This window comes from Ruegeria sp. R14_0 (assembly GCF_017743975.1).
Lineage (GTDB): Bacteria > Pseudomonadota > Alphaproteobacteria > Rhodobacterales > Rhodobacteraceae > Ruegeria.
In genome coordinates, this window is sequence record NZ_JAGHRC010000005.1 from 60694 (window position 1) to 86221 (window position 25528).

Here is a 25528-nt window from a genome sequence, read left to right on the forward strand (position 1 = left end):
TCCTCGGGCGCGCATCCTTTCTGTGATCGAGCAAAAGGATAAACATATGCGCAGATTTCTGGTTTTCGCCGCACTCATGACGCTTGCCGCGTGTGATGTACCATTGGTTCCGTTGATCTAATCATCAGCATGGGTGGCACGAGTGTCGCCTTGCGCACTGCAACTTTCAGGACAGGCTGCGGATTGTTGTTGCCGCAGCACCGACCGAATGATGACCCCGGGCGACTGAAACCGCCGCCCGGTTCTTGTTACGCTGCAGCCGCTTTTAACGCGCGCTTTTCGTCTCGCGCGAAAAAGATCATGTAGAATGTCGGCGCTGCGACCATCGTCAGGATCGTTGCAAATGCCAAGCCTCCCATGATCGTCACCGCCATAGACTTAAAGAACGCATCCGTCAGCAGCGGTGCCATTCCGAGAATTGTGGTGATCGCTGCCAACATGACCGGACGCAAACGCGAGACCGATGCTTCTATGATCGACTCGCGCAGGCCCTTGCCAGTCGCACGAACCAGATCGATTTCTTCGACCAGAACGATGCCGTTTTTGATCAGCATCCCCGACAGGCTGAGCAAGCCCAGCAAGGCCGTGAATGTGAACGGCAACCCAGTGCCTAGCAGCCCAATGACGACGCCGTTGACGGACATCGGCACCAGCAACCAGATAATGATCGGCTGACGGACAGCGTTAAAGATCAACACTGAGATCAGCACCATGATCAGCAAGCTTACCGGCAGCTGGCGGCCAAGGCTTTCATTGGCTTCGCCCGCGTTTTCAAACTCACCACCCCATTCCATGCGATATCCCGCAGGCAATTCCATATCTTCGATGGCAGCGCGCACTTCGGAATGAACCTGGGCAGCCGTGAAACCCGAAGGAATCTCGGCCCCAACAGTGATCGTCAGAACCCGATCACGGCGATGTACCAGCGTGTTGAGCGACTGGTATTCAAAGCCATCGACCATTTGCTCAATTGGAACAAACCTCTCGGACTGGTCCGAATAGACCACCTGATCAACGATCGAGTACTCACCATCTGCCGGGCGTCGGATGATGATTGGGATCAGACGGTCGCGTTCCCGGAAAACACCGGCCCGAAAACCGTCTGTCGAGAACTGCAGCGTACCTGCAATATCTTCACGCGTCACACCCGCTGTCTGCGCCCGCTCGGTTGCGTAGATAGGCTGAACTGCCAGCTCTTTCTCACGCCAGTCGTGATGCACATGCAGGGCATTTTCGGACGCGGCGCGCATTCGCTGGATCGCCTCATCTGCAAGCTGCCGTAAGACCGCCGGATCACTGCCCGAGAACCGAGCTTGAATCGGGTCGCCGCCGCCGGGCCCAAAGATCAGACGCTTGGTGCGAAACTCGCCTTCGGGAAACTGGGCTGAACCAAACGCCTCGAGATCAGCCTGCAACGCCGGGATGTCGTCCAGAGTTTCCGTGCGGATGATCATGTGACCATAGCTGGGGTTCGGTTTCTCCGCCGAATAGGTCAGTAGGAATCTGGTCGCCCCCTGCCCCACAAATGTGGTGACGGCAACGACATCGTCACGCTGATCCAGCCATTCTTCGAACACAGCCATGTCTTCGGCCGTACGCGCAATCGGCGTGCCTTGCGGCAGCTTGTAGTGCACGAAGAACAACGGCGTGTTGGAATCCGGGAAGAACTGCTGTTTGACCAGACCGAACCCGGCAAAACAGGCAACCGTAACGCCCACCAGACCAGCAACCACCAGCCAACGGAACCGCAGCGCCCAGCGCAGGATGGCTCCGTAGATACGGAACATGATCCCGCCATAGGCATCCACGGCGCCTTCTTCGCCCTGCTTGAAGAAATAGTGCCCAAGCAATGGAGTCACTGTCAGGGCAAGAATCCAGCTCAGCAGCAGAGAGATTGCGATCACGGCAAACAGCGAGAACAGGAATTCACCCGTTGCGTCCGGGCTAAGCCCGATACCCGCAAAAGCCATGATCCCGATGACGGTCGCGCCCAACAGCGGGATCTGCGTTTTCGAAGCAGCCTCATCCGCTGCATCGCGCGAGTTCTTTCCGCGCAGCATAGCGATCTGCATGCCTTCGGCGACAACGATGGCGTTGTCCACCAGCATCCCCATTGCGATGATTAGCGCGCCCAACGAAATCCGCTCCATCTCGATTGAAAAGATCGACATGAACAGCAGCGTTCCTACCACGGTCAGCAACAGCGTCGAGCCGACAACAATAGCCGCGCGCCAGCCCATGAACAGCGCCAGCACAATAACCACAATGGCGACGGACATTGCGAGGTTCACCAGGAAGTCGTTCGAGGCCTGTTCGACCACAACATGTTGTTGATAGATCGGCAGGATTTCGACGCCAAACGGGATCTGAGTATCCAACTCGGCAAACTTCGCATCCGCACGCTTGCCAACTTCGACAATGTTTTCCGTCGACAGGCCCGCAATACCCAACGTGAAAGCCTCAGTTCCGTTGAACCGGATCATCACCTCGGGGTCGGTTTGACGTCCACGAAACACATCCGACATGTCGAACAGGTTGATGACCTGCCCTTGCGATCCGACGGACAGCCCTGCAATCGCGGACACCGTGTCTGACCCTTCAGCGGTCAGTATCGCGGTACGGTCATTGTCGGACCTAAGTGAACCAGAGGAGTTAACCGAATCCGCATTGGCAATCGCTTCATTGATCGCCTGCAAGGGTACGTTCTGGTTCACCGAAATGGCCAGATCGGGCTCGACAAAGATCGCTTCTTGCGGAAGGCCCATCACCTCGACATCCGCGACGCCGTCAACGGTCAGCAGCTCGCGCCGCAGGAAAGTCGAAAGCTCGTGCTTTTCGGCATCGGAAAAGCCCTCGGCAGTCACGGCATAGAATAGGCCGAACACGTCTCCGAACCGGTCATTGACCAACGGTTGCTGTACACCTGACGGCAGGGCTCGCGCGGTGTCGCGCACTTTGGCCCGCAGTTTGGTCCAGATTTCCGGCAGTTCTGTGCCGTCATAGGTCGATTTGATCTCGACCTCGATCAGCGACAGGCCGGGCTGGTTCACGGATGTGATCGTGTCAACCTCACCCATCTGCTGGATGGCTGACTCCAATGGCTCCGAGACTTCCAGCGCCACCTGCTCGGCGGTTGCACCGGGATATTGGGTCGCGATGACCGCGTTTTTGATGGTGAATGCCGGGTCTTCAAGACGTCCCAGCGAGAGGAAACCCCAGATGCCACCAAACAGAGCAATCAGGATTATCAGCCACGTATAGATCGGGCGATCAATGGATGCGCGCGCTATGTTCATCGATCTGCCCTTCAGTTCGCAAAGCCGGCAAAACGGCGGACCGCCTGACCGTCCGTCAGTACGCCGCCGCCTGCGACGACAACCTCATCGCCATCTTTCAGGCCGGTCAAAACACGAACTTCGCCGGTTTGCGTGGGCTCAACGGTCACAGGAACACGGCGAACCGTGCCCTCATCGGCACCAACAGGTGAAAAGACCATCACGCTCAGCTCACCCGACGCATCAGCGACGATCGCAGTTGCGGGCACCACAATGCCTGTCCGACCATCCTGGACCTGAACGTTCACGGTCACGGACGAACCCGGCAGAATTTGCAGACCTTCAGGCGGGGTAAGCCCGAACTGAATGCGGAATGTCTGGCCGACGCTGGACGACTCCGCATCGAATTCGCGAATCTGCAGGGGGAAAACCTCGTCGCTTACCGGGAACTTCGCAGTGATTGTGATGTCATCCTGCTGCCCCGAGCGCTGGAACAGGATTTCCGGCACGTCAACCTCGATCCGCAGTTCGGACATATCATGGATGCGCACGATTGGCGCACCAGAAGACACAGTGGTGAATGACTCGACCATCCGGCGCGAGACCAGCGCGTCAAACGGTGCCGATAGCGTGGCATGTTCCAGATCATATTCCGCGTCGCGCACGGCGATGTCCGCCAACTGTGCCTCAGTCTCGGCGTCATCGACGGCCACCTGGCTGGCAGTTGTTCCGCGCAGGCGCGACAAACGCGCCACGGTACGGTCCGCCTGATCCTTTTGCAACACGGCACGATCATAGCGACGTTGGAACGGCTCCTGATCCAATTGGGCGATCAGTTCGCCCTTGGGAATTACGAACCCTTCAGTCACGGGCATTTCGACAATCTGGCCCGACACCTGGAAGGCCAGATCGACGGTCTGGCGCGCTGCAACACGCCCAAAGAATTGCCGGGAAAAGCCGGGCGAGGTTTCTTTGACCAGCATCAGCTTCACGGGTTTTGCCGTATCTTGCGCCGTGACTGCGGTGGCGATTACGGTCAGAGCAAGGCTCAGAACAGAGAAGAGTTTCATTTCTTCAATCCCTCAGGAATTCCTGTTTTCATTATGTTTTCCCGGATTTTCCGGGCAAGTCGTGCAAATTCGGCAGTCTCATCAGCATCCAGTCCGGCGGCACGATGGAACAAGGCCCCGGCTTCCAGGACCAGCATCTGCCGCATGTCCTGACCTTTTTCGGTCAAGACCAGCAACCATGCCCGGCGGTCTGCGGGATCGCGCTGACGGGCCAGATACCCCGCCTGTTCCAGCGCGTCGGCGGTTGATGTGATGGTCGACGGCACAGTCAACATGTCTGCTGCAAGAACACCCATCCGTTTAGGCTCATCAAGCTTGATGACCATGTGGCATTCCTGATGGCTGAGTTCGACCTCAAGAGCTGCAAAGCTTTCTTCCAGCTTCCAGTAAAGCGCATAGACGCCCATCATCGCCTGCATTTCCGGGCTGAGGCGTCTCACCAGCGCGCTGTCGTCGTATGTCATCGGCGAATCCGTTTGCGATTTCGGTCTGGCATATACTTCGAAAAATGAACTATTCAAGAACTGAAGCTGAATTGTCTGGAAACTTTTACATTCCCTTGGGTCACCTCTCTTGATCTAACCCTGCTATGACTGCATTTTGGGCAAATCCGAAACATTCAGGTCTTATCATGTACACGCCCGCGATCACCGGCTCCGGTGTTTTCACCCCAGAAAACGTCATCACCAACGCCGAGCTTGTCACCGCGTTCAACGCCTATGCCGACAAGATGAATGCCAAAAACGCGGACGCGATTGAGACGGGTGACATGGAACCGATGCAGCATTCATCGGAAGAGTTCATCGTCAAGGCATCCGGCATCAAGAACCGGTATGTGATGGACAAGGACGGCGTGCTGGACCCCGACGTGATGCACCCCCTTCTGCGTCAGCGCAGTGATGATGAGCCCGGCATCATGACCGAGATGGCGGTGGATGCGTGCAAAAAGGCTTTGGCACAAGCCGGGCGGACAGCCGAGGATGTGGATCTGGTGATTTGCGCCGCCTCGAACCACGAACGCGCTTATCCGGCAATTGCGATCGAGATCCAGCAGGCCCTTGGAATCAAAGGGTTCGGCTTTGATATGAATGTCGCCTGTTCCTCAGCAACGTTCGGCATTCAGGCGGCTGCAGACATGGTGCGTTCGGGCTCGGTTCGCTCGGCCCTGGTGGTAAACCCCGAGATCTGCTCGGGCCATTTGGAATGGCGCGACCGGGATTGCCATTTTATCTTTGGCGATGTGGCAACGGCCACTCTGATCGAACGGATCGAAGACGCAAAGGGCCCACACTTCGAAATCCTGTCGACCCGCTGCGCTACCGAGTTTTCGAACAATATCCGTAACAACAACGGCTTCCTGCGCCGCTCGCGCCCGGACGGCGTCGTCGACCGGCGTGACATGCAGTTCATGCAGAACGGTCGCAAGGTCTTCAAAGAAGTGTTGCCGATGGTCAGCAAACACATTTCGGATCACATGGATTCAGAGGGTGTGAACAGCGATGACCTGAAACGCCTGTGGCTGCACCAGGCCAACAAAACGATGAACGATTTCATCGGCAAAAAGGTTCTGGGGCGTGAGCCGGAAGCGGGCGAGCAGCCCAACATCCTGCAGGACTATGCCAACACGTCCTCAGCCGGGTCGATCATTGCGTTTTCCAAATACTCGGATGATCTGACAGATGGCGATATCGGCCTGATCTGCTCGTTCGGCGCAGGGTATTCGGTCGGTTCGGTGATTGTGAAGCGGCACGGGTAGTGCTGCGTTCACTCTGGACACACGCCAAGCCAAGGGCCGTCACGGCTTTCGCGCGTCACCTCCAACCAGCGGTCAGAGCCGGACTTGCACCATTGCCTCAATACCTGGTCCAGTGGCCGAATGAACGTCGCTACAACCTGGTTGGTGTCCAACCTGACCTGTTTTAAACCGGTTTCGGGCAATACGTTTTTCAGAGCACCTCTTAGGTTGGTCAATTGGGCCCGTGCGGAAGTATCGCTAGTCGGGAATTGCGTCGCAATTCGAAAATTGGAAAACGCCACTTCGTCATTTTTAGGCATTCCCTGCAAACCAGCGACAATCAGCTTTCGCCTCAAATCCTGAGAAGCAAGTTCACATCCTCTGCTCGAGTACTTCGGGCGCGGCCATTTCCAAAGGTCGCACTGCAAACGGACCTGGAGTTGTCCCTCAGTCGGTAAAACGTACTGGGTTGGGCTTGTCCTAATGTCACCGGTGCATGTCGCACCATCGATCAGCCAGACGCCGTCATCGGTGACGTCTGCGGTCACTTCGACGAACTCTCTCAGTTTGAAGTTTTTATCCAGGACCGGGCGCACCAAGATCGCGTTTGGAAACGCCTGCATGCAAGTCTTCAAAATAGTCCGCGACGTTTCGAGAGTGATCCGATCCAAATACGCCTCAAGGTAAGTCGTGTTCCCGGAGAAATCGGTGTTTCTGTCTGCATCGGGACTGGTCTCGGCAGGTACAACACCTTGGACAGTCACACCGAAATTGACGCAAAACTGCCTGAGCGAAATTGATCCGTCGTAGATAGTGCCAATATCCGCCTTAAGAATCGGTTCGGCGTCCATAGGGTTGGCTCCGGGCTTATCGGCAATTTGAATACTCAGACTGCCGCCTCGATACCGAACGTAAACATCTCGCTCATCATGGGTCTGACCATAAAACTGGCTTGGGCAGGAACCACCACCGTTCAACGAGGCAAGATCGAGCCCCAGAGGTTCAGGGAGTTTTGGCGTGTGAAAATGAAACATCTCTTCCTGACACGGAACCGAGTGAGAGATACTTGACCGAAGTACAATTGAAGATGACCAGCGTCAGCTCACGCTTTCTTCTTCCAGATGCAGCTTCATATCCAGCAGGACCTGTTGCAGCAGGCTGGTTTCTTTCAACAGGCGCTTGGCCTCGTTCACCGTGATGATGCCGTCCTCGATTGCCGACTGATATTCGGTCATCAGCATCGCAAAGCGCTGGCTCAGAGCGATCACATCGGAATTCACCCCACCAGTCCGGGGGCTGTCGTCATTGCGGCCGTCATAAGACAGGGTGATGTTCTTCAGATCAGCCAGCGCCGAGGTGACGTGAGGGAAGGTCGCAACCGCCTCCAGCCGCGCGACGGCGTCCACGGGCATGAACCGGTCAGCATGTTCGATATTGTCGGAATAGTAACGGCCCAAAGTGGCTTTTGATTTGCCGGTAATCTCGCAGGCGGATTCGATTCCTACGTCTTTGACCAGCGCTTCAGTGTGTTTTTTCAGGTAGGCCCCGATATCTGCCATACTTTTACCTTTACTGCCTGTAGCCCCACAACATCTGCCCGTGCGGGGGAAAGGGAGAAGAAATTTCCCATACTCGATTCATAATTGAAATGTCATATGTTGGCTATCCCTCAGATATGCAGGGGTTTTGTGAGTGAGTGGCGGCTTTTAATGCCGGTAACGAGTGTTTGTGGGGCATTTTTCGCCCTGCTTTGGGTAGGCCGCATGTTGGCCGACGGCGTCGTCGTTGTTGAGGCGGGGGTATCCATCCCCAATGGGCTTACGCTCGACCCTCGTCAGCGATAGCGGCGACGTCGCTTGACCAAGACTTTGACCACTTGCCCACAGGGGGAAGGCGTTTTAGACCCGGCCTATGGCAAAGCTCTACTTCAATTATTCGACGATGAACGCGGGGAAATCGACCGTGTTGCTGCAAGCCTCGCACAATTATCGCGAGCGGGGGATGGACACCTACCTGATGACTGCAGCGCTGGACGGACGCGCCGGGATTGGCAAGATCGCCTCACGTATCGGAATATCGGCCGAAGCCGACACATTCGCCGTTGGCGATGACGTGTTTTCGATGATTGAACGACGCCTTTCCCAAGGTGAGATTGCCTGCGTCTTTATCGATGAAGCGCAATTTTTGACCGAGGAACAGGTCTGGCAACTGGCGCGTGCCGTGGATGATTTGCGCGTTCCTGTGCTGGCATATGGGCTTCGGGTAGACTTCCAGGGCCGCCTTTTTCCAGGCTCGGCCGCCTTGCTGGCACTGGCGGATGAGATGCGCGAGGTGCGCACCATCTGCAAATGCGGGCGCAAGGCCACGATGGTGATCCGTCAGGACGAAAACGGAAACGCCATCACAGAAGGCGCACAGGTGCAGATCGGCGGCAATGAGACCTATGTCTCGCTCTGCCGCAAGCATTGGCGCGAAGCTGTCGGTGACTAGACCGGGTTAGGTAGCAGTCGCCCTTCGGCAAAGGCTGCAACGTTGTCCAGCGCCATATGGCCCATATCCGTGCGCACCTCTTCTGTTGCTGTACCGAGATGCGGCAGCAACGTGACATTCTCCATATCACAAAGGGCCTGCGGGACGGCGGGTTCGAATTCGTAGACGTCCAGCCCAGCGCCCGCAATCTGACCGGATTGCAAAGCGGCAATGAGGGCGGCTTCATCCACCACCTCTCCACGAGCGATATTGATCAGGATGCCCGAGGGTTTCATCGCCTCCAATACCTGCGCGTTGATCAGGTGATGCGTCTCGGCACCGCCCGGAACTGCGAGCACCAGGAAATCAACCGCTGCGGCGAGTTCATTTAAATCTGGTATGTTCTCGGCAGGAAACTCTACTTCTTTCGGGCTGCGGGATTGATAGGCCACGTCCATGCCGAAGCCGAAATGACAGCGCCAGGCAATAGCTTGGCCGATCCGTCCCATGCCTACGATCCCGACACGTTTTCCGCTCACGTGATGGCCCAGCATTTGGGTGGGGTGCCAGCCCTGCCATTTGCCTGAACGGACCAGCCTTTCGCCCTCACCCGCACGGCGGGCGGTCATCAGCAGCAGAGTCATCGCGATGTCAGCAGTGGCATCTGTCACGGCACCGGGTGTGTTGGTGACCTGCACTCCGGCCGCCTGCGCAGCGGCGACATCTATATGGTTGTAGCCCACGCCGAAATTGGCCAGCAATTTGCAACGCGGCTCTGGCACCTCGGCAAAAATCTCAGCCGAGAACTGATCGCCCAAGGTGGGAACAACCACATCGAACTCGGAAAGCGCTCGGCGCATTTCGTCGGGCGACATGGGCAAGGTGCTGCTGCGTAACTCTGCATCGAATGCAGCGCGGGCGCGCTCTTCGACGGCGGCGGTCATGGGGCGGGCGATCAGCAGTTTCATCAGTGCATCCGCCCGCCTACCGGAACCTGATCATCCGGTCCGATCAAAACGATCTCGCCGTTCGCATCGGGTAGGCCCAGAACCAAAACCTCGGACATGAACTTGCCGATCTGGCGCGGCGGAAAGTTAACAACAGCCATCACTTGTTTGCCGACCAAGGTCTCAGGATCATAGTGCGCCGTCACTTGGGCCGAGGTTTTTCGTTCGCCAATCTCGTCGCCGAAGTCGATCCACATCTTGATCGCTGGTTTGCGGGCCTCGGGGTAAGGCTCGGCGCGAATGACCTTGCCGACACGGATGTCGACTTTCATAAAATCGTCGAATGAAATCTCACTCACGGGACAGCTCCTTGGATCGGTCAGTTGCCGCTTTGACGGCGCGGTGCAGCAGGTCGGGAAAACCCTCTTCCTGGTGCATCAGCACTTCGAGCGCGGCTTGCGTGGTACCGTTGGGTGAGGTCACGTTGATACGCAACTGCGACGGGTCCTCTTCGGCCGCCATCGCCAAGGCCCCTGCCCCGGCTACGGTGGTTTTCGCCAGCTTCATAGCCAGTTCATGCGGCAATCCTTGCGCTTGCCCGGCGGCGGCCAGCGTTTCGATCAAATGGAAGACATAAGCAGGCCCGGAGCCGCTGAGACCGGTCACCGCGTCCATCTGCCCCTCGTCATCAAGGCGAACAGTTTCGCCAATGGCGGACAAAAGGCCCTCGGCCAAGGCAACATCGTTGTCGGAAGCAACAGAGTTGCCGATCAGCGCCGTGATTCCCTGACGGATTGCTGCAGGTGTGTTTGGCATGGCGCGCACGATTGGGGTGCCTTGGCCCAAAACGGCCTCGAATGTCGCTATGGATGTCCCGGCCGCGACGGACACGAACAGGCTGCGCCCCCCGCCCAGCGCTTTGATTGCAGGCAGTGCCTCTCCCATCATCTGCGGTTTGACAGCCACAAGGACCACCGCAGGCGCTTCGGGCAACGGAGTGTTGATATTGACGCCCTGCGCCTTGAGCCAATCCGAGGGGTACGGGTCCACAACCCAGACGGCTGACGCAGGAAGGCCATGCTCTAACCACCCGGCGAGCATGGCCGATCCCATCTTGCCGCACCCCAGAAGTACCAGCCCCTGCTCGGCGACACGTGACATATCCATGATTGCCCCTCTCCTTATTCGGTTCGGGGCAAAGCTTTACGCGCGGCCATAGGCCTCTGCAATGGCGACCTGCATGGCCTCTTCCGGGTCGCGGTTGCCCCAGGTGACCAACTGGATCGCAGGATAGTAGCGCTCGGCGCTGAGGACTGCGGCATTGATCATCGTATCGATCTGCTCCGGGCTGGCCGTCTGGCCGCCCGCAAGCACCAGACCATAACGGTAGACCATCAGCTTTTGATTGGCCCAGTAGGTAAAGGCCCCGGCCCAGCACTGGTCGTTCATCTTGTTGAGCAGCTCATAGAGCTCGCTCTCACGATCCGATGGCGGATCCATCTCGAACGAACACACCATGCGCAGCGTTTCGTCATAGTTGGACCAAGCCAGGGTAATCGAATACGTGCGCCATTGCCCCTCAACAGCCATAGCGATCTGATCATCCCCGATCCGGTCAAAATCCCAGTCGTGGTGTTCGGCAAGATGTTCAACAATGTCGATTGGATGAAGGTCTTCTTCGAGAAACTGTTCGGAAAGGGCCATAATGCCACCTCACTAATCTCTAGCCTTTTAGGGGCTGGCAGCGCCCCAACGCTAGTTGCTTGCTCTACAAGCCGGGCTTCCCCAGTCTGCCTGTACTAGATATGGTGCGCCGCGCGTGGGGTTCTGGCAACCCTATTTCTTGGGGATAACAGCAATAAGTTGTGGACAGTCGGCAACGGCGATCAAAATATTGGCGTCGCCCCCAGCTTTGTCTTGATTAAATTCAGCAACGCGTCAGAATACACGACACCGCACAATCCAAGGCAGGATTGCGCGGCGGCTTGCTTGTCTCAAAAATCGTCGGTGGTGGACTTACTTGTCCAGCTTTGCTTCCAGCGCCGCGATGCGCGCCTCAAGCGCAGCATTTTCTTCGCGCGCTTTCTGAGCCATGGCACGCACGGCATCGAACTCTTCGCGGGTGACGAAATCACGATCGGCCAACCAGCGGTCGATCATCGACTTCATTGCATTCTCGGCCTCTTCCCGCGCGCCCTGCGCGACGCCCATGGCGTTGGTCATCAGTTGGGAAACGTCATCAAGAATCTTGTTGCGGGTTTGCATGGCTTTACTCCGGTATCTCGGTTGATCTCTATATGGGTAAAGATTGGCCCGGGCTCAAGGTTGACTTGCCCCGCTAACCCCGGGCAATGAGACGCATATGCAGGCTGTTTTGAATTTCCCCGATCTGTCGCCCGAAGTTTTCTCGATCTCGCTGTTCGGGATGGAGTTCGCATTACGCTGGTACGCGCTGGCTTACATCGCCGGGATTCTGATCGCGTGGCGGTTGGGCGTGATGGCGCTGAAGCGCCCTGCCCTGTGGCCTGCAGAAACGCCGCCAATGAAGCCACAGCAGCTGGAGGACCTGATCACCTGGATCATCCTCGGCGTGATCCTTGGTGGTCGTTTGGGATTCGTTTTGTTTTATCAACCGGCCTATTACCTGTCCCACCCGTTGGAAATTCTGAAGATTTGGCAAGGCGGCATGGCTTTCCACGGCGGCCTGTTGGGCGTTGTCGTAGCGTCCTACCTCTATGCGCGTCGCCACCAGATCCCAACGTTGTCCCTAGCTGACCTGATCGCGCATGCGGTCCCGCCTGGGCTTTTGCTGGGACGGTTGGCAAATTTCACAAATGCCGAACTATGGGGACGACCTTCTGAGGCACCCTGGGCCGTAGTCTTTCCTGGTGCCGCAGCCCAGGACTGTCCTGGCGTTGTTGCGGGCATGTGCGCCCGCCACCCCTCACAGCTATACGAGGCAGCGCTGGAAGGATTGCTGCTGGGCGCTGTTGTGTTGTGGATGGCCTATCGGCGCGGGGCCTTTCACAAACCCGGGCTTATCATGGGTGTTTTCCTCACGGGCTACGGTGCGTCGCGTTTCCTTGTCGAGTTCTTCCGTCAACCGGATGCTCAATTCGTCTCGCCAGGAAACCCGCTTGGTCTGGCGTGGCATGTTGGTGGATACGGGCTGACGATGGGACAATTGCTGTCGCTGCCCATGATCGCTCTTGGCCTGTGGTTCGCGTTGCGCGCGCGGCACACCCCATGAGTCTTAAGGATCATCTGTTGGCGCAAATCGCGCTGAACGGACCGCTCAGCGTGGCGGAATACATGGCCGAGTGTCTGATGCACCCCGAGTTCGGGTACTACGCTACTCGTGATCCGCTGGGCGCGCAGGGGGATTTCGTGACCGCGCCGGAAGTCTCTCAGATGTTCGGAGAACTTATCGGCTTGAGTCTGGCCCAAATCTGGATGGACCAAGGAAAACCCGAACGGTTCGTATTGGCTGAATTGGGTCCGGGGCGTGGAACGCTGATGGCCGACATCCTGCGCGCGACTCGTACTGTGCCTGGCTTCCACGCTGCGGCCCATATCGTTCTGCTCGAAGCCTCGCCCACTCTGCGCGGCATTCAGGCCCAAACTTTGGGCGGATTCGATCCAAAATGGGTCGACTCGGTATCCGACCTACCCAACGCACCTCTATTCCTGGTTGCGAACGAGTTTTTTGACGCCCTGCCCATTCGCCAGTTCCTGCGCGATGGGGACGGCTGGCGTGAACGGCTGATCGGGACCAAGGACGAAGCGCTGGCGTTCGGGCTGGGCCCGCACGGCCCGCAGGTCGCCCTGTTGGACCGGCTAGAGGATACAAAGGACGGCGATCTGGTCGAACTGTGCGCTGCGGCCATTCCGATTCTGACGGTGATCGCAGGTCGCATCGCCACACATGGCGGTGCAGCGCTCATCGTGGATTACGGAGATTGGCACTCGCTTGGGGACACGTTTCAGGCAGTGCGTGCACATGACCAAGTGGACCCATTGGCAACACCGGGTCAGGCGGACCTGACCGCGCATGTGGATTTTGAGCCCCTCGCCCTTGCTGCGCGAGCAGCCGGGTGTGCCCATACCCGCCTGACGCCGCAGGGCGTGTTTCTTGAACGACTGGGAATCACTGCGCGCGCGCAAGCACTGGCCGCGCAACTCGGCGGGTCTGAGCTTGAGTCCCTTATTGCCGCACATCGCAGGTTGACGCACCCGGAGGAAATGGGAAACCTGTTCAAAACGCTGGGCCTATACCCCTCATATTCTGCACCTCCACCGGGACTGGAACCATGACTTTGGAAATTCTGACCTCGGACATCCTGTCGTCTGTCCGCCACGGATTCTTCAGCCGTCGTGGAGGCGCGTCGTCAGGGATCTTTGCCGGCCTGAATTGCGGCTATGGCTCGTCCGACCAGACCGAGGCCGTCTCGGTCAACCGCCAGCGCGTAGCCGCAGCGATGGAGGTGGAACCTGACGCCCTCGTTGGCGTTCATCAGGTACATTCTCCGACTGTTCTGAAGGTGGACGGCCCGATCAACGGGGACAAACCAAAGGCCGATGCCGTCGTCACAGCAACACCCGGATTGGCGCTGACGATTCTCACAGCGGACTGTCAGCCGGTTCTTTTCGCCGACCCTGACGCAAATGTGATCGGCGCCGCACATGCAGGGTGGCGAGGTGCGCTGGACGGCGTTCTTGAGGCCACCATTGATGCAATGGAGTCTCTGGGCGCAAAACGTGGCAACACCGCCGCCGTCATCGGGCCGACAATTTCCCAAAGCGCCTACGAGGTCGGGCCGGACTTTCTGGATGCGTTTGTCGCGGATTCTCCCGAAAACCTGAGGTTCTTTGCGAACGGCACCGGTGACAGATTGCAATTCGACCTGCCCGCTTTTGGCCTGCACAGATTGCGGCAGGCCGGGGTTGGGCAAGCTGAATGGACGCGCCACTGCACATATTCGGATCCCGACAGATTCTATTCCTACCGCCGGTCAACCCACGCAAAAGAAGCGGACTACGGACGCCTGATTTCCGCCATTAAATTATAGCCCGCGTCCCAATTGTGGCAGTTTCGCCGCTTTTTTGCCACATTTATTGTATTACCTTAGGGCAGTTAATTTAACTTTTATTGTCTGCGCTCAGGTGCTTATGCGCCTATTTTCAAACAGCGTTGGACAAGTTCAAAGAAGAGGAACTGCCGACCTTCGTCTTCCTGATTCTATCCCGGGTCAGCCTTATCGGTGCCGCATTGGCCCGTAACACTGGCCCAACAATGGAATATGAGCAGGAATAATAACATGAGGGTTAAATCTCGCTTTCTCAGCGCCGTTGTTGCGGCCACGCGAGAACAGGCACCGGAGATGCCGTGGAAACGGGTTTCCAGTTCTTCGGTCCGGGTCGCACGCCGTTTGGCAAGCCGACGCTGACCAAAGCCCCAAGGAACCAGCTGCCGGTTCCAACGGGTAAGACGCATATCGGAAGGGTGCTCCGATCCGGTATGTGACCAACCGCTGCAATTTCCAGCGGTCAGGTTCCGGGGCGTGTGTGCGTGGGTAATTTCCACCTGCGTTGTAGTGAGTTTGTCTGGGGGGTCAGTGTGTTGACCAAAAGGTATGCGAAATTCAATCGCGTTGCGACGCCGGATCGGCGTACGTCCTGTGGTCACCATCTCATTCAAGACAAAAAAGATGCCGGTCGGGCTGCTCTGTACGGAGGGCGCTTGTTGTCTGGTCGGTTTTTGAAGGGGACGGAATAAAAATGACAATTCCACATTCTCTGGCGCGCGCTGCCAGAAATGCCGTCGAAACGTCGGCAATGCTGCGCGAAATGCCCAGGGCAAAACCAAGACCTAAGGCCCAGTTGCGGCGCTATGAAGTCAGTACTTTGATGCCGAATGGTGATGTTTCGCAAACCCGCCATATCGCACCGGCCTTGTCGATGTTCGAAGACGCCTTCTGCGCTTTCACGCGCGGATCGCTGGTCGAAACCGAATCCGGACCGCTGGCGATCGAAGACCTGCTGCCGGGCGACTCGGTTCTGACACAAGACGGCACCTCGCAAACCGTTTTGTGGAAAGGGTCGGTGACCCTGATTCCGGGCCGTGAGGATTCTCGTGGCCGGACGCGTCCACTGACGCGGATCATGGCCGACACCTTTGGCATGCAAAAGCCGCTGTCAGGCGTGATCGCAGGGCCAAGTGCGCGCCTGCTGGGAACGCCGTCCCATTTGCGGCAACTGCACGGGGACAGCGCTGTTCTGACGCCTGTTCATGAATTCCAGGATGGGATGAGCGTGATCGAAACACTGCCGCCAACGCCGATTGAGTTGTTTCACATTTGTTTGAAACGCCATTCGGTGATCAAAGTGGACGGATTGCAGTTCGAATCCTACCATCCGGGTGTGAACGCCGTACGTCAGGTCAGTCGGTCGCTTCGGTCGATCTATTTGAACCTGTTTGCGCATATCGAATCACTGAACGATTTCGGTCCGCTGGTCCTGCCGCGCGCCGGAGACGGCGAGGTTGACGCGATCACGGCCTGAACAAACGATAACAACTGCAATGTGGGGGCATTATGCAGCTGATTATGAGTTGGGTACTATCATTGACGGTCGCAGCCTTTCTGCCGCCGTCTAAATCACATCATAAGCGGACAGTGTTCACGCCGTCCGGCTCATTCGTTCTTCGAGAACGTCGAAGGGAACGCCGGGTTCGTCTTTTGCGCCGCGGATAACCAGTGAGGTTTTCACACTGGCCACGTTCGGCGTCGTCAGCAGCTCGCCCGTCAGGAACTGCTGGAAACTGCTGAGGTCCGGAGCGACGCATTTCAGGATGAAATCCACCTCGCCGTTCAGCATGTGACACTCGCGAACAAGCGGCCATTCGCGGCAGCGTTCCTCGAACGCATTCAGTTCGGATTCCGCCTGGCTTTCCAGCCCCACCATCGCAAAGACCTGAACTTCGAACCCCAATTCGCGCGAGTTTACATCGGCATGGTAACCGCGGATCAGCCCGGATTCTTCAAGCGTACGGACGCGCCGCAGGCAAGGCGGCGCAGAAATCCCAACACGCTTTGCCAGTTCGACATTGGTCATGCGACCATCAGCCTGCAATTCCGCCAGAATCTTGCGGTCAATCTCATCCAGCCGTATCGCGACCATCAAATGCTCCTAGTATTTTCGGTTGTTATAGCAGCACCCAACCGATGCGCAATTATCTTTCGTACCTGCGCAATATTCCACATTTTCAATGTGCGATTATTTGGACACCCTGCCTCAAATGCATAGCTGCCTGTCAAAAGGTAGGGGGTTTAAGCCCTGCGCGCCGGTCGCTATATCCATCCGTCAGGGGCCGGACGCCCCAGTCAAGCAGATCGAGTTGGGGGTACCATGGCCGAAACACGACACACCAAGGTTCTGATCATCGGGTCGGGACCGGCCGGTTACACGGCCGGCGTCTATGCCAGCCGCGCGATGCTGGAACCAATTCTGGTGCAAGGCATCGAACCGGGCGGCCAGTTGACCACAACGACCGAGGTCGAAAACTGGCCCGGTGATACCGAGGTTCAGGGCCCGGATCTGATGGTGCGCATGCAGGACCACGTAAAAGCGATGGGCTGTGAGGTCATTGGCGACATCATCAACGATCTGGACCTCAGCAAACGCCCCTTTACCGCGAAGGGCGACAGCGGCACGACCTACACGGCAGATGCCGTCATTCTGGCCACAGGCGCGCGCGCCAAGTGGCTGGGTCTTCCGTCCGAAGAGAAATTTAAAGGCTTTGGTGTTTCGGCCTGTGCCACCTGCGACGGGTTCTTCTACCGCGGGCAGGAAATCGTGGTCATCGGCGGCGGCAACACCGCCGTGGAAGAGGCGCTGTTCCTGACGAATTTCGCCAGCAAGGTCACTCTCATCCATCGCCGTGATGAGTTACGCGCCGAGAAAATCCTGCAGGACCGTCTGCTGAAGCACGAGAAAATCGAACCGCTCTGGTTCCATGAACTGGAAGAAGTCGTTGGCACTGATGCACCGCTTGGCGTCGAGGGTGTACGTGTCAAGAACGTCAAGACCGGAGAAATCACCGAGATTCCCTGCAAAGGCGTCTTCGTTGCGATCGGCCACGCCCCGGCCAATGAACTCGTCATTGACTCGCTGGAAACCCATATGGGGGGTTACGTGATAACCAAACCGGGCTCGACCGAGACATCGGTGCCGGGTGTGTTTGCTGCGGGTGACCTAACCGACCACATTTATCGTCAGGCCGTGACCAGCGCAGGCATGGGATGTATGGCAGCCCTCGACGCCGAACGTTTCCTGGCCGAGCAGGACTGATCCGATGCTGGATTTCTCCGGCCCGGTCTGGAGAATTTTATTTCAGTCTCAATTGGACACCCCTTTGGCCCCTGCGCGGGCGCCAGAGGGGCGTTTTCATTATGCAGGCCAGACGGCGCTTTATGCCTCGCTCAGCGCAGAGGGCGCCGGGGTCGCGATTCGGCGATATGTCTCGGCGGGTGATCCCCTGCGGGTCTTGCTGCAGGTCGCTGTCACCGGTGCAAAGCTGGTCGACTTACGAGGGCAGCCGGATGCGTCGGTGATTTGGCAAGATACGCATGCTGCAACGGGAACGTCACCAACATGGCGGTTCTCGGACCATGCGCGCGACGCTGGTGCGGACGGGTTGCTGTACAGCTCACGCACGCGACCCGAACTCAGTCACATCGTCCTGTTCGACCCATCGCCTTCACTGATCCGTGCGGACGCATCCCCGGTGGAGTGGACACCGCCCTATCCACAACCTCCGCTTGACCGTTAAGGTATGGCGTATCAGACTCAGCCCCAGCGATACGAATGCAGGTGACCTGATTGAAAAGTGTTTTGTGGCAAGGCGGGTGGGCAACCCGGCTGAGGATCGGCAGCGGCCTGGTTCTGTTCGCCTTTGCGTTCTTTCACTTCATCAATATCGGGATGGGCCTGTTCCACACCGACTTTTTGCATGACATGCAGGACGCCCGACACGTGGTCACGCGTCACGATCTGGGCAGCCTCATCCTGTACGCCGCCTTGCTTATTCATGCCGGGCTGGCCCTATACACGATCAGCCAACTGCGCACCTTGCGCATGCCATTCAGCACCGGACTGCAGGTGATACTGGGCCTGCTGATCCCGTTGCAACTGATCTCGCACATCGTTCAGACGCGCTATGCGAACACGGTTTACGATGTGAACGACGAGATGGGTTATATCATCATCCTGATGTGGCCCAGCGTGGCCGTCTGGATGCAAAGCCTGCTGCTTTTGCTGGTGTGGGTACATGGCTGTATCGGTCTTCATATGTGGCTCCGGCTGACACGCTGGTGGTCCAAAGCTGTGCCCTATCTGATCGGCGGGGCCGTGTTTGTCCCGACCTTTGCTCTGGCCGGTTTGCTGACCGAAGGGCGGCGTCTGTGGGCGGATTTCGCCGATCCGTTTCTGCGCGAACAGTATGTCGAGCACTATAACTGGCCGTCTCCGGAAGAGTTCCAGGTCCTGTTCAGCGTCAAGGACAACGCGTTGATGGCGTTTTGGGTGGCACTGGGCGCTTCTTTGGCAGTGTTTGCTATCCGCAAGTTGTGGCGCCGCCGTCATTCCGTACGCGTCAAATATGTCGAAGGCCCCGAGGTCGTTGCCGAAAAGGGTATGACCCTGCTTGAGATTTCGCAGGCCAACGGCATCCCACACACAGCGCTTTGCGGTGGCAAAGGACGCTGCACCACATGTCGGGTGATTGTCGAAGACGGTGCCAACGATCTGCCGGAACCTGGCGAGGTCGAGGCCCGCAGCCTTGCCGCCGTCAGCGCCCCAGATGGTGCCAGGCTCGCGTGCCAGATCCGCCCGACCGCCCCGATCACAGCGTTTCGCATTTTCCGACCCGACGGCGCGCGGAACCGGGCGCACGCAAGCCAAGGCCAGGAACGGCAACTGGCGGTGCTGTTCCTGGACATGCGTGGTTTCACCTCGCTCACCGCTGGTCAACTGCCCTATGACATCGTGTTCCTGCTGAACCGCTTTTTCGACGCCATCGTGCCTGCGATCACGGCCGAGGGTGGTGTGGTCGACAAATACATGGGCGACGGGCTTTTGGCCGTGTTTGAAACCACTGACACCCAGAGCTCGGCCAGGGCTGGGATGAAAGCCGCCGCCGACATCAGCCTTGCCTTGCAGCGGTTCAATCAACAGCTGGAATCCGAAGGAAGCCCGCGCATTCGCATCGGCATGGGCCTGCATCTGGGGGATCTGGTATTGGGCGAGATCGGGGCCGCTGGCCACGCGGCCCGAACGATCATCGGTGATACAGTCAATGTAGCCAGCAGGCTTGAGGCCGAAACCAAATCATTGGGCTGCGAGCTTTTGGTGTCAGAAGACCTGCTGCTGGCCGCGGGATATGATGGCGACATACGGCAGGTAAGGTCCTTTGATCTCCGCGGCGTCGCACGCCCGATTCCCGCCCTGCCGGTCCAGAACGCCGCCGATCTGACCGTCAGTGTCGCCGCATAGGAACACACGCCCTGAAACCTGCCGAATTGTTGCCCATCCGGGGAACCGGTTTCGCGCAAAATTATGTAAACCGGAATATCCTTCCATTTCCTGAAAAAACCGCGCATATCGTCCTTTGTTGCGCTCAGGTATATGGACTTCAAAAAACAGCCGGGGCAAACGCCCATTAATCAACGGCAAAACGGCACTTCTACAAGAGTATTCCCATGACGATGTTAAGTAATCTGGCACCCATCCCTGAACTCTATGTTTCGTACGAGTCGGCCCAGAAGTTGAAAGTGGAAGCCGCCGATCTGACCAGCTGGGACCTTAGCCCGCGTCAGATCTGCGATCTGGAATTGCTGATGAATGGCGGGTTCAATCCGCTAAAGGGTTTTTTGAACCAGGCGGACTACGACAATGTCGTCGAGAAAATGCGGCTGGCGGACGGCACCTTGTGGCCTATGCCAATCACACTGGACGTCGACGAAGCTTTCGCTGAAAAAATCGAATTGGGTCAAGACATCGCCCTGCGCGATCAGGAAGGCGTTATTCTGGGCACCATGACGGTGACTGACCGCTGGATACCGGACAAGGCGCATGAGGCAGAAAAGGTGTTTGGCGCGGATGACGACGCCCACCCGGCTGTGAATTACCTGCACAACGTCGCGGGCAAAGTATATCTGGGTGGCCCCGTGGTCGGCATTCAGCAGCCCGTCCACTATGATTTCCGCGCCCGTCGCGACACGCCGAACGAACTGCGCGCCTATTTCCGCAAAGTCGGCTGGCGTCGTATCGTGGCGTTCCAGACCCGCAACCCGTTGCACCGAGCGCACCAGGAACTGACCTTCCGCGCCGCCAAGGAAGCGCAGGCCAACCTGCTGATCCACCCGGTCGTGGGCATGACCAAACCGGGCGACGTGGACCATTTCACACGCGTTCGCTGCTATGAGGCGGTGCTGGACAAATACCCGGCCTCGACCACCTCGATGAGCCTGCTGAACCTCGCCATGCGGATGGCAGGTCCCCGCGAGGCGGTCTGGCACGGCTTGATCCGCGCCAATCATGGCTGCACCCATTTCATTGTTGGTCGCGACCACGCCGGCCCCGGCAAAAACAGCCAGGGCGAGGATTTCTACGGCCCCTATGACGCACAGGATTTGTTCCGCAAATATCAGGACGAGATCGGCATCGAGATGGTCGATTTCAAACACATGGTCTACGTCCAGGAACGCGCCCAGTACGAGCCGAATGACGAAATCCTGGATAAGGACAACGTCACCATCCTGAACATTTCGGGCACCGAACTGCGCCGCCGTCTGCGCGAAGGGCTGGAAATCCCCGAGTGGTTCTCGTTCCCTGAAGTCGTGCAAGAGCTGCGCAACCGCTTCCCGCCGCGCTCGCGTCAGGGTTTCACTGTGTTCTTCACCGGCTTCTCGGGATCCGGTAAGTCCACCATCGCTAACGCGCTGATGGTGAAGCTGATGGAAATGGGCGACCGTCCTGTGACTCTGCTGGATGGTGACATCGTGCGAAAGAACCTGTCATCCGAGCTTGGCTTTTCCAAAGAACACCGCGACCTCAACATCCGCCGTATCGGATACGTGGCCAGCGAGATCACCAAGAACGGCGGCATCGCCATTTGCGCCCCGATCGCGCCCTATGCCACTACGCGCCGCGCGGTCCGGGAAGAAATCGAACAGTTCGGTGCCTTCTGCGAGGTCCACGTGGCCACCAGCATCGAGGAATGTGAACGCCGTGACCGCAAGGGCCTGTATAAGCTGGCGCGCGAAGGGAAGATCAAAGAGTTCACCGGTATCTCAGACCCCTACGATGTGCCCGAAAGCCCCGAATTGAGCGTTGAGACCGAGAATGTCGAGGTCGACAACTGCGCCCATCAGGTTCTGCTGAAACTGGAAAGCATGGGGTTGATTGCTGCGTCATAAGCAACACTAAAATCCATACAAAGCGGCCCACTGTGGCCGCTTTTTTCGTGTCGGATTGACAAGGGCGTAAGGCCTTGGTGCAAATGCAGGACCGGACCAAAACTCGAAACGGCCCATGACCCGCACCATGCCCACAATTGCCAGTTTCTGGTTCGGATCGGATTTAAGCTGGCTCGAGGCGTTATGCATTCAGTCCTATCTGGATAACGGCCACAGTTTCGTCCTGTACACTGTAGAGGACATCCAAAACGTCCCCACAGGCGCTGAGGTACGGCCAGCCGCAGACGTTTTATGGCCACCGCCCTTCGAGCTACGCCCAGACGACCGGTTGGGGGTTGCGGTGTTTTCCGACATATTCCGGTTGCGCCTGATGCAGAAAACGCCGTTCATCTGGGTTGATCTGGATGCGTATTGCGTCAAACCTTTCGACTTTTCCACGCCGTATGTCTTTGGGCGCTCGCCGTCCGGGAACTATCCAAACGGGGTTCTACGCCTGCCGGAAGAGTCGGAAACGCTGGCCCTTTGGCTCGCGTTTGTGACCTCGGCCAACCCGACCCAGCCGTGGCGTGGTGGTCGGCTGTTTCGGCATAACCGAAGACGTATCAGAAATGGGGAATCCTGGGGGATTGAATCCCTTCCCTGGGGCAGCTCAGGGCCCAAGGCATTCGAGTATTTTTTGCGACAGACCAGCGAGGACATCCATGCAATGGGGCCCGACGTATTCTACCCCCTCGCGAAAGAGCAGTTGTGGATGCTGCACGCCCCTCAGGTTTCCATCGGTGAAATCGAACGCGATGGTGTCCATTCGGTTCACATCTACGGGCATCAGAAAAAGCTAATGTCCAACAATACAGCAGGATTGCCGGTCACGGGTTCGTATCTTCACAGGATATGCGACCGGCACGGGATTGATCCGTCCGCCAATCCGATCCTGCCGGTGGGCTGGCTTGCCCCTCGGTCTTCGGCGGACTAGCCGGCGCTTATCTGCTCCCGCAGGGTGCGCACGGCCCGTCCCTCAAAGTCTCCAAACTCAGCCGCCTGTTTTTGAGCAGCCTGCAGACGTGGCAAGCGTCGGGCATAGTCATCCGGGGACAGGTTGGTGATCGCCTGCTGAATATCAGCCTGCGTCTCGCACAGGATCATGCCGGACGTATCCATGAAATCCCCGATATTTGGACAGCCCCAATAGATCGGAACCGTCGAACACAGGATCGCATCGGTTAGCTTTTCCGAGAAATAGTTCCGCTCGCGCACATTCTCGATCACAACGGAATAACAATACGGAGCCAACCCGTCGGATTTTCGGTCAAACGGCGTGTAGCCACGCCCCATGATATCGACGTCGGCCCCCGTTTCGCGCACCCAGCCTATCACCGAATGGCGCAGCTGGTGACCTTCGAGGTCGCGCTTTGCAGAGGCGATCAGCGAACAGGGTTTCGTTTTTTGAACATCAAGATCGCGCCAATCCGGCACCATCGTCACGCCATAGGGCAAGAACACCGCGTTCGGGATATTCTGCAGTAGAACGTCGTGAAACGTCAGAACCCGGAAGAACCGCCGCCAAGTATAGCGCAACATCCGATCATGCTTGGCGTGAATAGCCGAGGGTTCACCCATCATCAGCGATATCTGCGCGTGAGTACCCCGTCGCAGGCGCAGATGGACGGTTGAATTGGGGTACATGATCAGGTGGTCCGTACGCTCCAGATCACCCACTGTCTTCCCCAACAGCCGATCCGGGCAACCCTCGGGCCAGATCAGCTCGGACAGCGGAACCGAGGACAATTTTGGCCCCAAGCGATGTCCGTAGGGCAGAATTGCAATCGCAGGTTCCGTCATGACGAAGGCCCGGGCAAATCGACCTGGCCGCGCATCAGGACATAGCCCTGCCCCGCCACTTTGATACCTGTCATCGCATCTGCCGGTCCCACGCGGGTCACGGTCGCCCGACCCGGACGCCCCATGTCGTGGCCCTGCTCGGCAATAAAGCTGTCTTTGGGCATCAGGCCATATTTCCAAAGATACGCCGCCATCGCACCGGTTGCCGATCCGGTGAAGGGGTCTTCGGGTGGGCTGGGCGGCAACATCAACAAGCGCGAGAACGTGTCGCCTGCCTCTGTGGCCCCTTCCAGCGTGACAAGGAAAGGCTCAGCCATGTCTGACCCGGAATAGCCAGCTTTCGCAGCGACCTCACGCAGCGGGCCTTCGTCCAGCCTAGCCGCACGCAGCGCGTCATGATCGCGCAGAACGGTGATACAGAACGGCAGCCCCGTCGAAACGAATTGCGGAGGGGAGATGATCGCACTTTCCGGTAGGCCGATGGTGCTTGCGACCAGATCAGCGGGCACCAGCGATCCGAACTGCGGTGCAACCTGCGTCATCTCGATCTCGTCGCCATTAAGTCGGATCGCGACAATTCCTGCCCCGGTTTCAAGCGTCAGCGCATCGCCCTGAAACAACCCCCGCGACCGCATGGCCGCGACAGTGGCGATAGTGGGGTGGCCGGCAAAGGGGATCTCACGGCTGGCCAAAAAGTACCGAACCCGAACATCGGCGACGTCTGACGGACCGGTAAAGGTGCATTCGACCAGCGACGTCTCGCGCACATAGGCCATACAGACGTCTTCGTACAGCGCGGCGCCACCGTGGACCACGGCACAGCCGTTACCGCCAAAGGCGCTGTCGGTGAACGCGTCCACCCAGTCAAAGTCAAACCAGCTCATTCTTGATGCCCCTGCTCTGCGACCCGTACTGGGTCGCATATCTCACCCGTAGGGCGGCGGATGTCACGCGAAAATCACGCGCTGCGGGGCCGTTTCAGTGAACGGCCACCGGCGAGAAATCGTGTTCGCGTGCCAGCACAAAGGCCAGCTTGCGATCGGCAACCAGTGCCAATTGCTGCCCATCCGAGTCGTGCACCGCATAAAGCTGATCCAGATCGCCAGCCTGTTCGCGCACTTCGCGCGGCAGATCAGCAACGTCGACAGCCTTCACGTAAACAATACGATCGCCTTCGGTGTTAATCTCAATCGGTGTATTCATTGCTCTTACCCCTTCCGTATATTGATTGTCTGAACCACGGTTTCCGGCACGGCGCGGGTCAGATCCACATGCAGCAGACCGTTCTCCATGATCGCCTCGCCCACCTCGACACCATCAGCCAGCACAAACATACGCTGGAACTGACGCGCCGCGATGCCACGATGCAGAAAGATGCGCCCCTCGCTGTCGTCGCGTTGACGGCCCCGGATCACCAGCTGACGATCCTCGATGGTAATCGACAGGTCCTCTTCCGCGAAACCGGCCACGGCCAGCGTGATGCGATAGGAAAAATCCGAGGTTTGTTCGATGTTATAGGGCGGGTACCCTTCGTTGCCAGCCTTTGCAGACCGTTCCAAAAGGCGTTCCAATTGCTCGAACCCCAGAAGATGCGGGTATGAGCCAAGAGTAAGTTTTGACACGTATTTTCGTCCTTTATTGCCAAAGCGACGTGTGGTGCGGCCCCGTTCTGGCAACCGCATATGATAGAATATGGGAATATGCAGGGATGTCCACA

General features: G+C 57.9%; 26 protein-coding genes. 11 read left to right on the forward strand and 15 right to left on the reverse strand.

Features of this window, described 5'->3' with window-relative positions; genetic code table 11:
- Window positions 1–248 precede the first annotated feature (248 nt).
- From J7416_RS15010 to J7416_RS15020, 3 genes are read right to left on the reverse strand one after another with little or no spacing between them, the layout of a single operon-like run.
- Window positions 249–3296, reverse strand: a complete 3048-nt coding sequence (locus J7416_RS15010; RefSeq protein WP_209225926.1) for an efflux RND transporter permease subunit — start codon at window positions 3294–3296, stop codon at window positions 249–251.
- A gap of 11 nt (window positions 3297–3307) precedes the next feature.
- Window positions 3308–4345: an efflux RND transporter periplasmic adaptor subunit gene (locus J7416_RS15015; protein WP_209225928.1), complete on the reverse strand. Its 1038-nt coding sequence runs from the start codon at window positions 4343–4345 to the stop codon at window positions 3308–3310.
- Window positions 4342–4809 (reverse strand): MarR family transcriptional regulator, encoded by a 468-nt coding sequence (locus J7416_RS15020; protein WP_209225930.1) that lies wholly within the window; start codon window positions 4807–4809, stop codon window positions 4342–4344. The genes J7416_RS15015 and J7416_RS15020 overlap by 4 nt, the downstream gene beginning before the upstream one ends.
- A 167-nt stretch (window positions 4810–4976) precedes the next feature.
- On the opposite strand from J7416_RS15020, the gene J7416_RS15025 reads away from it, so the two are divergent.
- A complete protein-coding gene (locus J7416_RS15025; protein ID WP_209225931.1) occupies window positions 4977–6101 on the forward strand; it encodes a beta-ketoacyl-ACP synthase III in 1125 nt (374 codons plus the stop codon).
- Between the two features lie 8 nt (window positions 6102–6109).
- Here J7416_RS15025 and J7416_RS15030 read toward each other — a convergent pair whose 3' ends face one another.
- On the reverse strand, window positions 6110–7114 hold the full coding sequence (locus J7416_RS15030; RefSeq protein WP_209225933.1) for a hypothetical protein: 1005 nt from the start codon (window positions 7112–7114) through the stop codon (window positions 6110–6112).
- Window positions 7115–7177: 63 nt separating this feature from the next.
- Window positions 7178–7639 carry a hypothetical protein gene (locus J7416_RS15035; protein WP_170423053.1) on the reverse strand — a complete coding sequence of 154 codons (462 nt, stop codon included), beginning with the start codon at window positions 7637–7639 and terminating at the stop codon, window positions 7178–7180.
- A gap of 352 nt (window positions 7640–7991) precedes the next feature.
- On the opposite strand from J7416_RS15035, the gene J7416_RS15040 reads away from it, so the two are divergent.
- Entirely contained in the window at window positions 7992–8570 is a 579-nt protein-coding gene (locus J7416_RS15040; protein ID WP_209225934.1) for a thymidine kinase, read from the forward strand.
- On the opposite strand, the gene J7416_RS15045 is transcribed toward J7416_RS15040, so the two are convergent.
- The 5 genes from J7416_RS15045 to J7416_RS15065 form a co-directional block, all read right to left on the reverse strand.
- Entirely contained in the window at window positions 8567–9517 is a 951-nt protein-coding gene (locus J7416_RS15045) for a D-glycerate dehydrogenase (RefSeq protein ID WP_209225936.1), read from the reverse strand. The two genes, J7416_RS15040 and J7416_RS15045, sit on opposite strands and share 4 nt — an antisense overlap.
- Window positions 9517–9855 carry a tRNA-binding protein gene (locus J7416_RS15050; protein WP_209225938.1) on the reverse strand — a complete coding sequence of 113 codons (339 nt, stop codon included), beginning with the start codon at window positions 9853–9855 and terminating at the stop codon, window positions 9517–9519. Before J7416_RS15050 ends, J7416_RS15045 begins: the two co-directional genes overlap by 1 nt.
- On the reverse strand, window positions 9848–10663 hold the full coding sequence (gene proC, locus J7416_RS15055) for a pyrroline-5-carboxylate reductase (protein WP_209225939.1): 816 nt from the start codon (window positions 10661–10663) through the stop codon (window positions 9848–9850). Before proC ends, J7416_RS15050 begins: the two co-directional genes overlap by 8 nt.
- A 36-nt stretch (window positions 10664–10699) precedes the next feature.
- Window positions 10700–11200, reverse strand: a complete 501-nt coding sequence (locus J7416_RS15060; RefSeq protein ID WP_209225941.1) for a YbjN domain-containing protein — start codon at window positions 11198–11200, stop codon at window positions 10700–10702.
- A gap of 312 nt (window positions 11201–11512) precedes the next feature.
- A complete protein-coding gene (locus tag J7416_RS15065; RefSeq protein ID WP_050604795.1) occupies window positions 11513–11761 on the reverse strand; it encodes an accessory factor UbiK family protein in 249 nt (82 codons plus the stop codon).
- A 97-nt stretch (window positions 11762–11858) separates the two neighbouring features.
- On the opposite strand from J7416_RS15065, the gene lgt reads away from it, so the two are divergent.
- The 4 genes from lgt to J7416_RS15085 all read left to right on the forward strand — a co-directional run bounded on the left by lgt (window position 11859) and on the right by J7416_RS15085 (window position 16057).
- Entirely contained in the window at window positions 11859–12746 is an 888-nt protein-coding gene (gene lgt / locus J7416_RS15070; RefSeq protein WP_209225943.1) for a prolipoprotein diacylglyceryl transferase, read from the forward strand.
- Window positions 12743–13810, forward strand: coding sequence for an SAM-dependent methyltransferase (locus J7416_RS15075; RefSeq protein WP_209225944.1), 1068 nt, complete (start codon window positions 12743–12745; stop codon window positions 13808–13810). Before lgt ends, J7416_RS15075 begins: the two co-directional genes overlap by 4 nt.
- Window positions 13807–14565, forward strand: coding sequence for a peptidoglycan editing factor PgeF (gene pgeF, locus J7416_RS15080; RefSeq protein ID WP_209225946.1), 759 nt, complete (start codon window positions 13807–13809; stop codon window positions 14563–14565). Before J7416_RS15075 ends, pgeF begins: the two co-directional genes overlap by 4 nt.
- A gap of 709 nt (window positions 14566–15274) precedes the next feature.
- On the forward strand, window positions 15275–16057 hold the full coding sequence (locus tag J7416_RS15085) for a Hint domain-containing protein (protein WP_209225948.1): 783 nt from the start codon (window positions 15275–15277) through the stop codon (window positions 16055–16057).
- Between the two features lie 117 nt (window positions 16058–16174).
- Here the strand turns inward: J7416_RS15085 and J7416_RS15090 are convergent, their stop codons facing one another.
- Entirely contained in the window at window positions 16175–16675 is a 501-nt protein-coding gene (locus tag J7416_RS15090) for an Lrp/AsnC family transcriptional regulator (protein WP_170423073.1), read from the reverse strand.
- 228 nt (window positions 16676–16903) lie between these two features.
- Between J7416_RS15090 and trxB the strand changes: the two genes are divergently transcribed.
- The 5 genes from trxB to J7416_RS15115 all read left to right on the forward strand — a co-directional run bounded on the left by trxB (window position 16904) and on the right by J7416_RS15115 (window position 22945).
- On the forward strand, window positions 16904–17845 hold the full coding sequence (trxB, locus tag J7416_RS15095; protein ID WP_209225950.1) for a thioredoxin-disulfide reductase: 942 nt from the start codon (window positions 16904–16906) through the stop codon (window positions 17843–17845).
- 4 nt (window positions 17846–17849) lie between these two features.
- Entirely contained in the window at window positions 17850–18326 is a 477-nt protein-coding gene (locus tag J7416_RS15100; RefSeq protein WP_209225952.1) for an RES family NAD+ phosphorylase, read from the forward strand.
- 50 nt (window positions 18327–18376) lie between these two features.
- Window positions 18377–20047 carry an adenylate/guanylate cyclase domain-containing protein gene (locus tag J7416_RS15105; RefSeq protein ID WP_209225953.1) on the forward strand — a complete coding sequence of 557 codons (1671 nt, stop codon included), beginning with the start codon at window positions 18377–18379 and terminating at the stop codon, window positions 20045–20047.
- A gap of 206 nt (window positions 20048–20253) precedes the next feature.
- Entirely contained in the window at window positions 20254–21972 is a 1719-nt protein-coding gene (locus J7416_RS15110; RefSeq protein WP_209225955.1) for a bifunctional sulfate adenylyltransferase/adenylylsulfate kinase, read from the forward strand.
- Window positions 21973–22087: 115 nt separating this feature from the next.
- Window positions 22088–22945 (forward strand): hypothetical protein, encoded by an 858-nt coding sequence (locus J7416_RS15115; RefSeq protein ID WP_209225956.1) that lies wholly within the window; start codon window positions 22088–22090, stop codon window positions 22943–22945.
- Here the strand turns inward: J7416_RS15115 and J7416_RS15120 are convergent.
- The 4 genes from J7416_RS15120 to J7416_RS15135 all read right to left on the reverse strand — a co-directional run bounded on the left by J7416_RS15120 (window position 22942) and on the right by J7416_RS15135 (window position 25433).
- Complete coding sequence (locus J7416_RS15120; RefSeq protein ID WP_209225958.1) at window positions 22942–23811, reverse strand: hypothetical protein; 870 nt, start codon at window positions 23809–23811, stop codon at window positions 22942–22944. The genes J7416_RS15115 and J7416_RS15120 overlap by 4 nt on opposite strands.
- Window positions 23808–24695, reverse strand: coding sequence for a PhzF family phenazine biosynthesis protein (locus tag J7416_RS15125; protein ID WP_209225960.1), 888 nt, complete (start codon window positions 24693–24695; stop codon window positions 23808–23810). The genes J7416_RS15120 and J7416_RS15125 overlap by 4 nt, the downstream gene beginning before the upstream one ends.
- Before the next feature lie 94 nt (window positions 24696–24789).
- A complete protein-coding gene (locus J7416_RS15130) occupies window positions 24790–25014 on the reverse strand; it encodes a DUF1150 family protein (RefSeq protein ID WP_170466716.1) in 225 nt (74 codons plus the stop codon).
- Window positions 25015–25019: 5 nt separating this feature from the next.
- Complete coding sequence (locus J7416_RS15135) at window positions 25020–25433, reverse strand: Hsp20 family protein (protein ID WP_058275530.1); 414 nt, start codon at window positions 25431–25433, stop codon at window positions 25020–25022.
- Window positions 25434–25528: the final 95 nt, after the last annotated feature.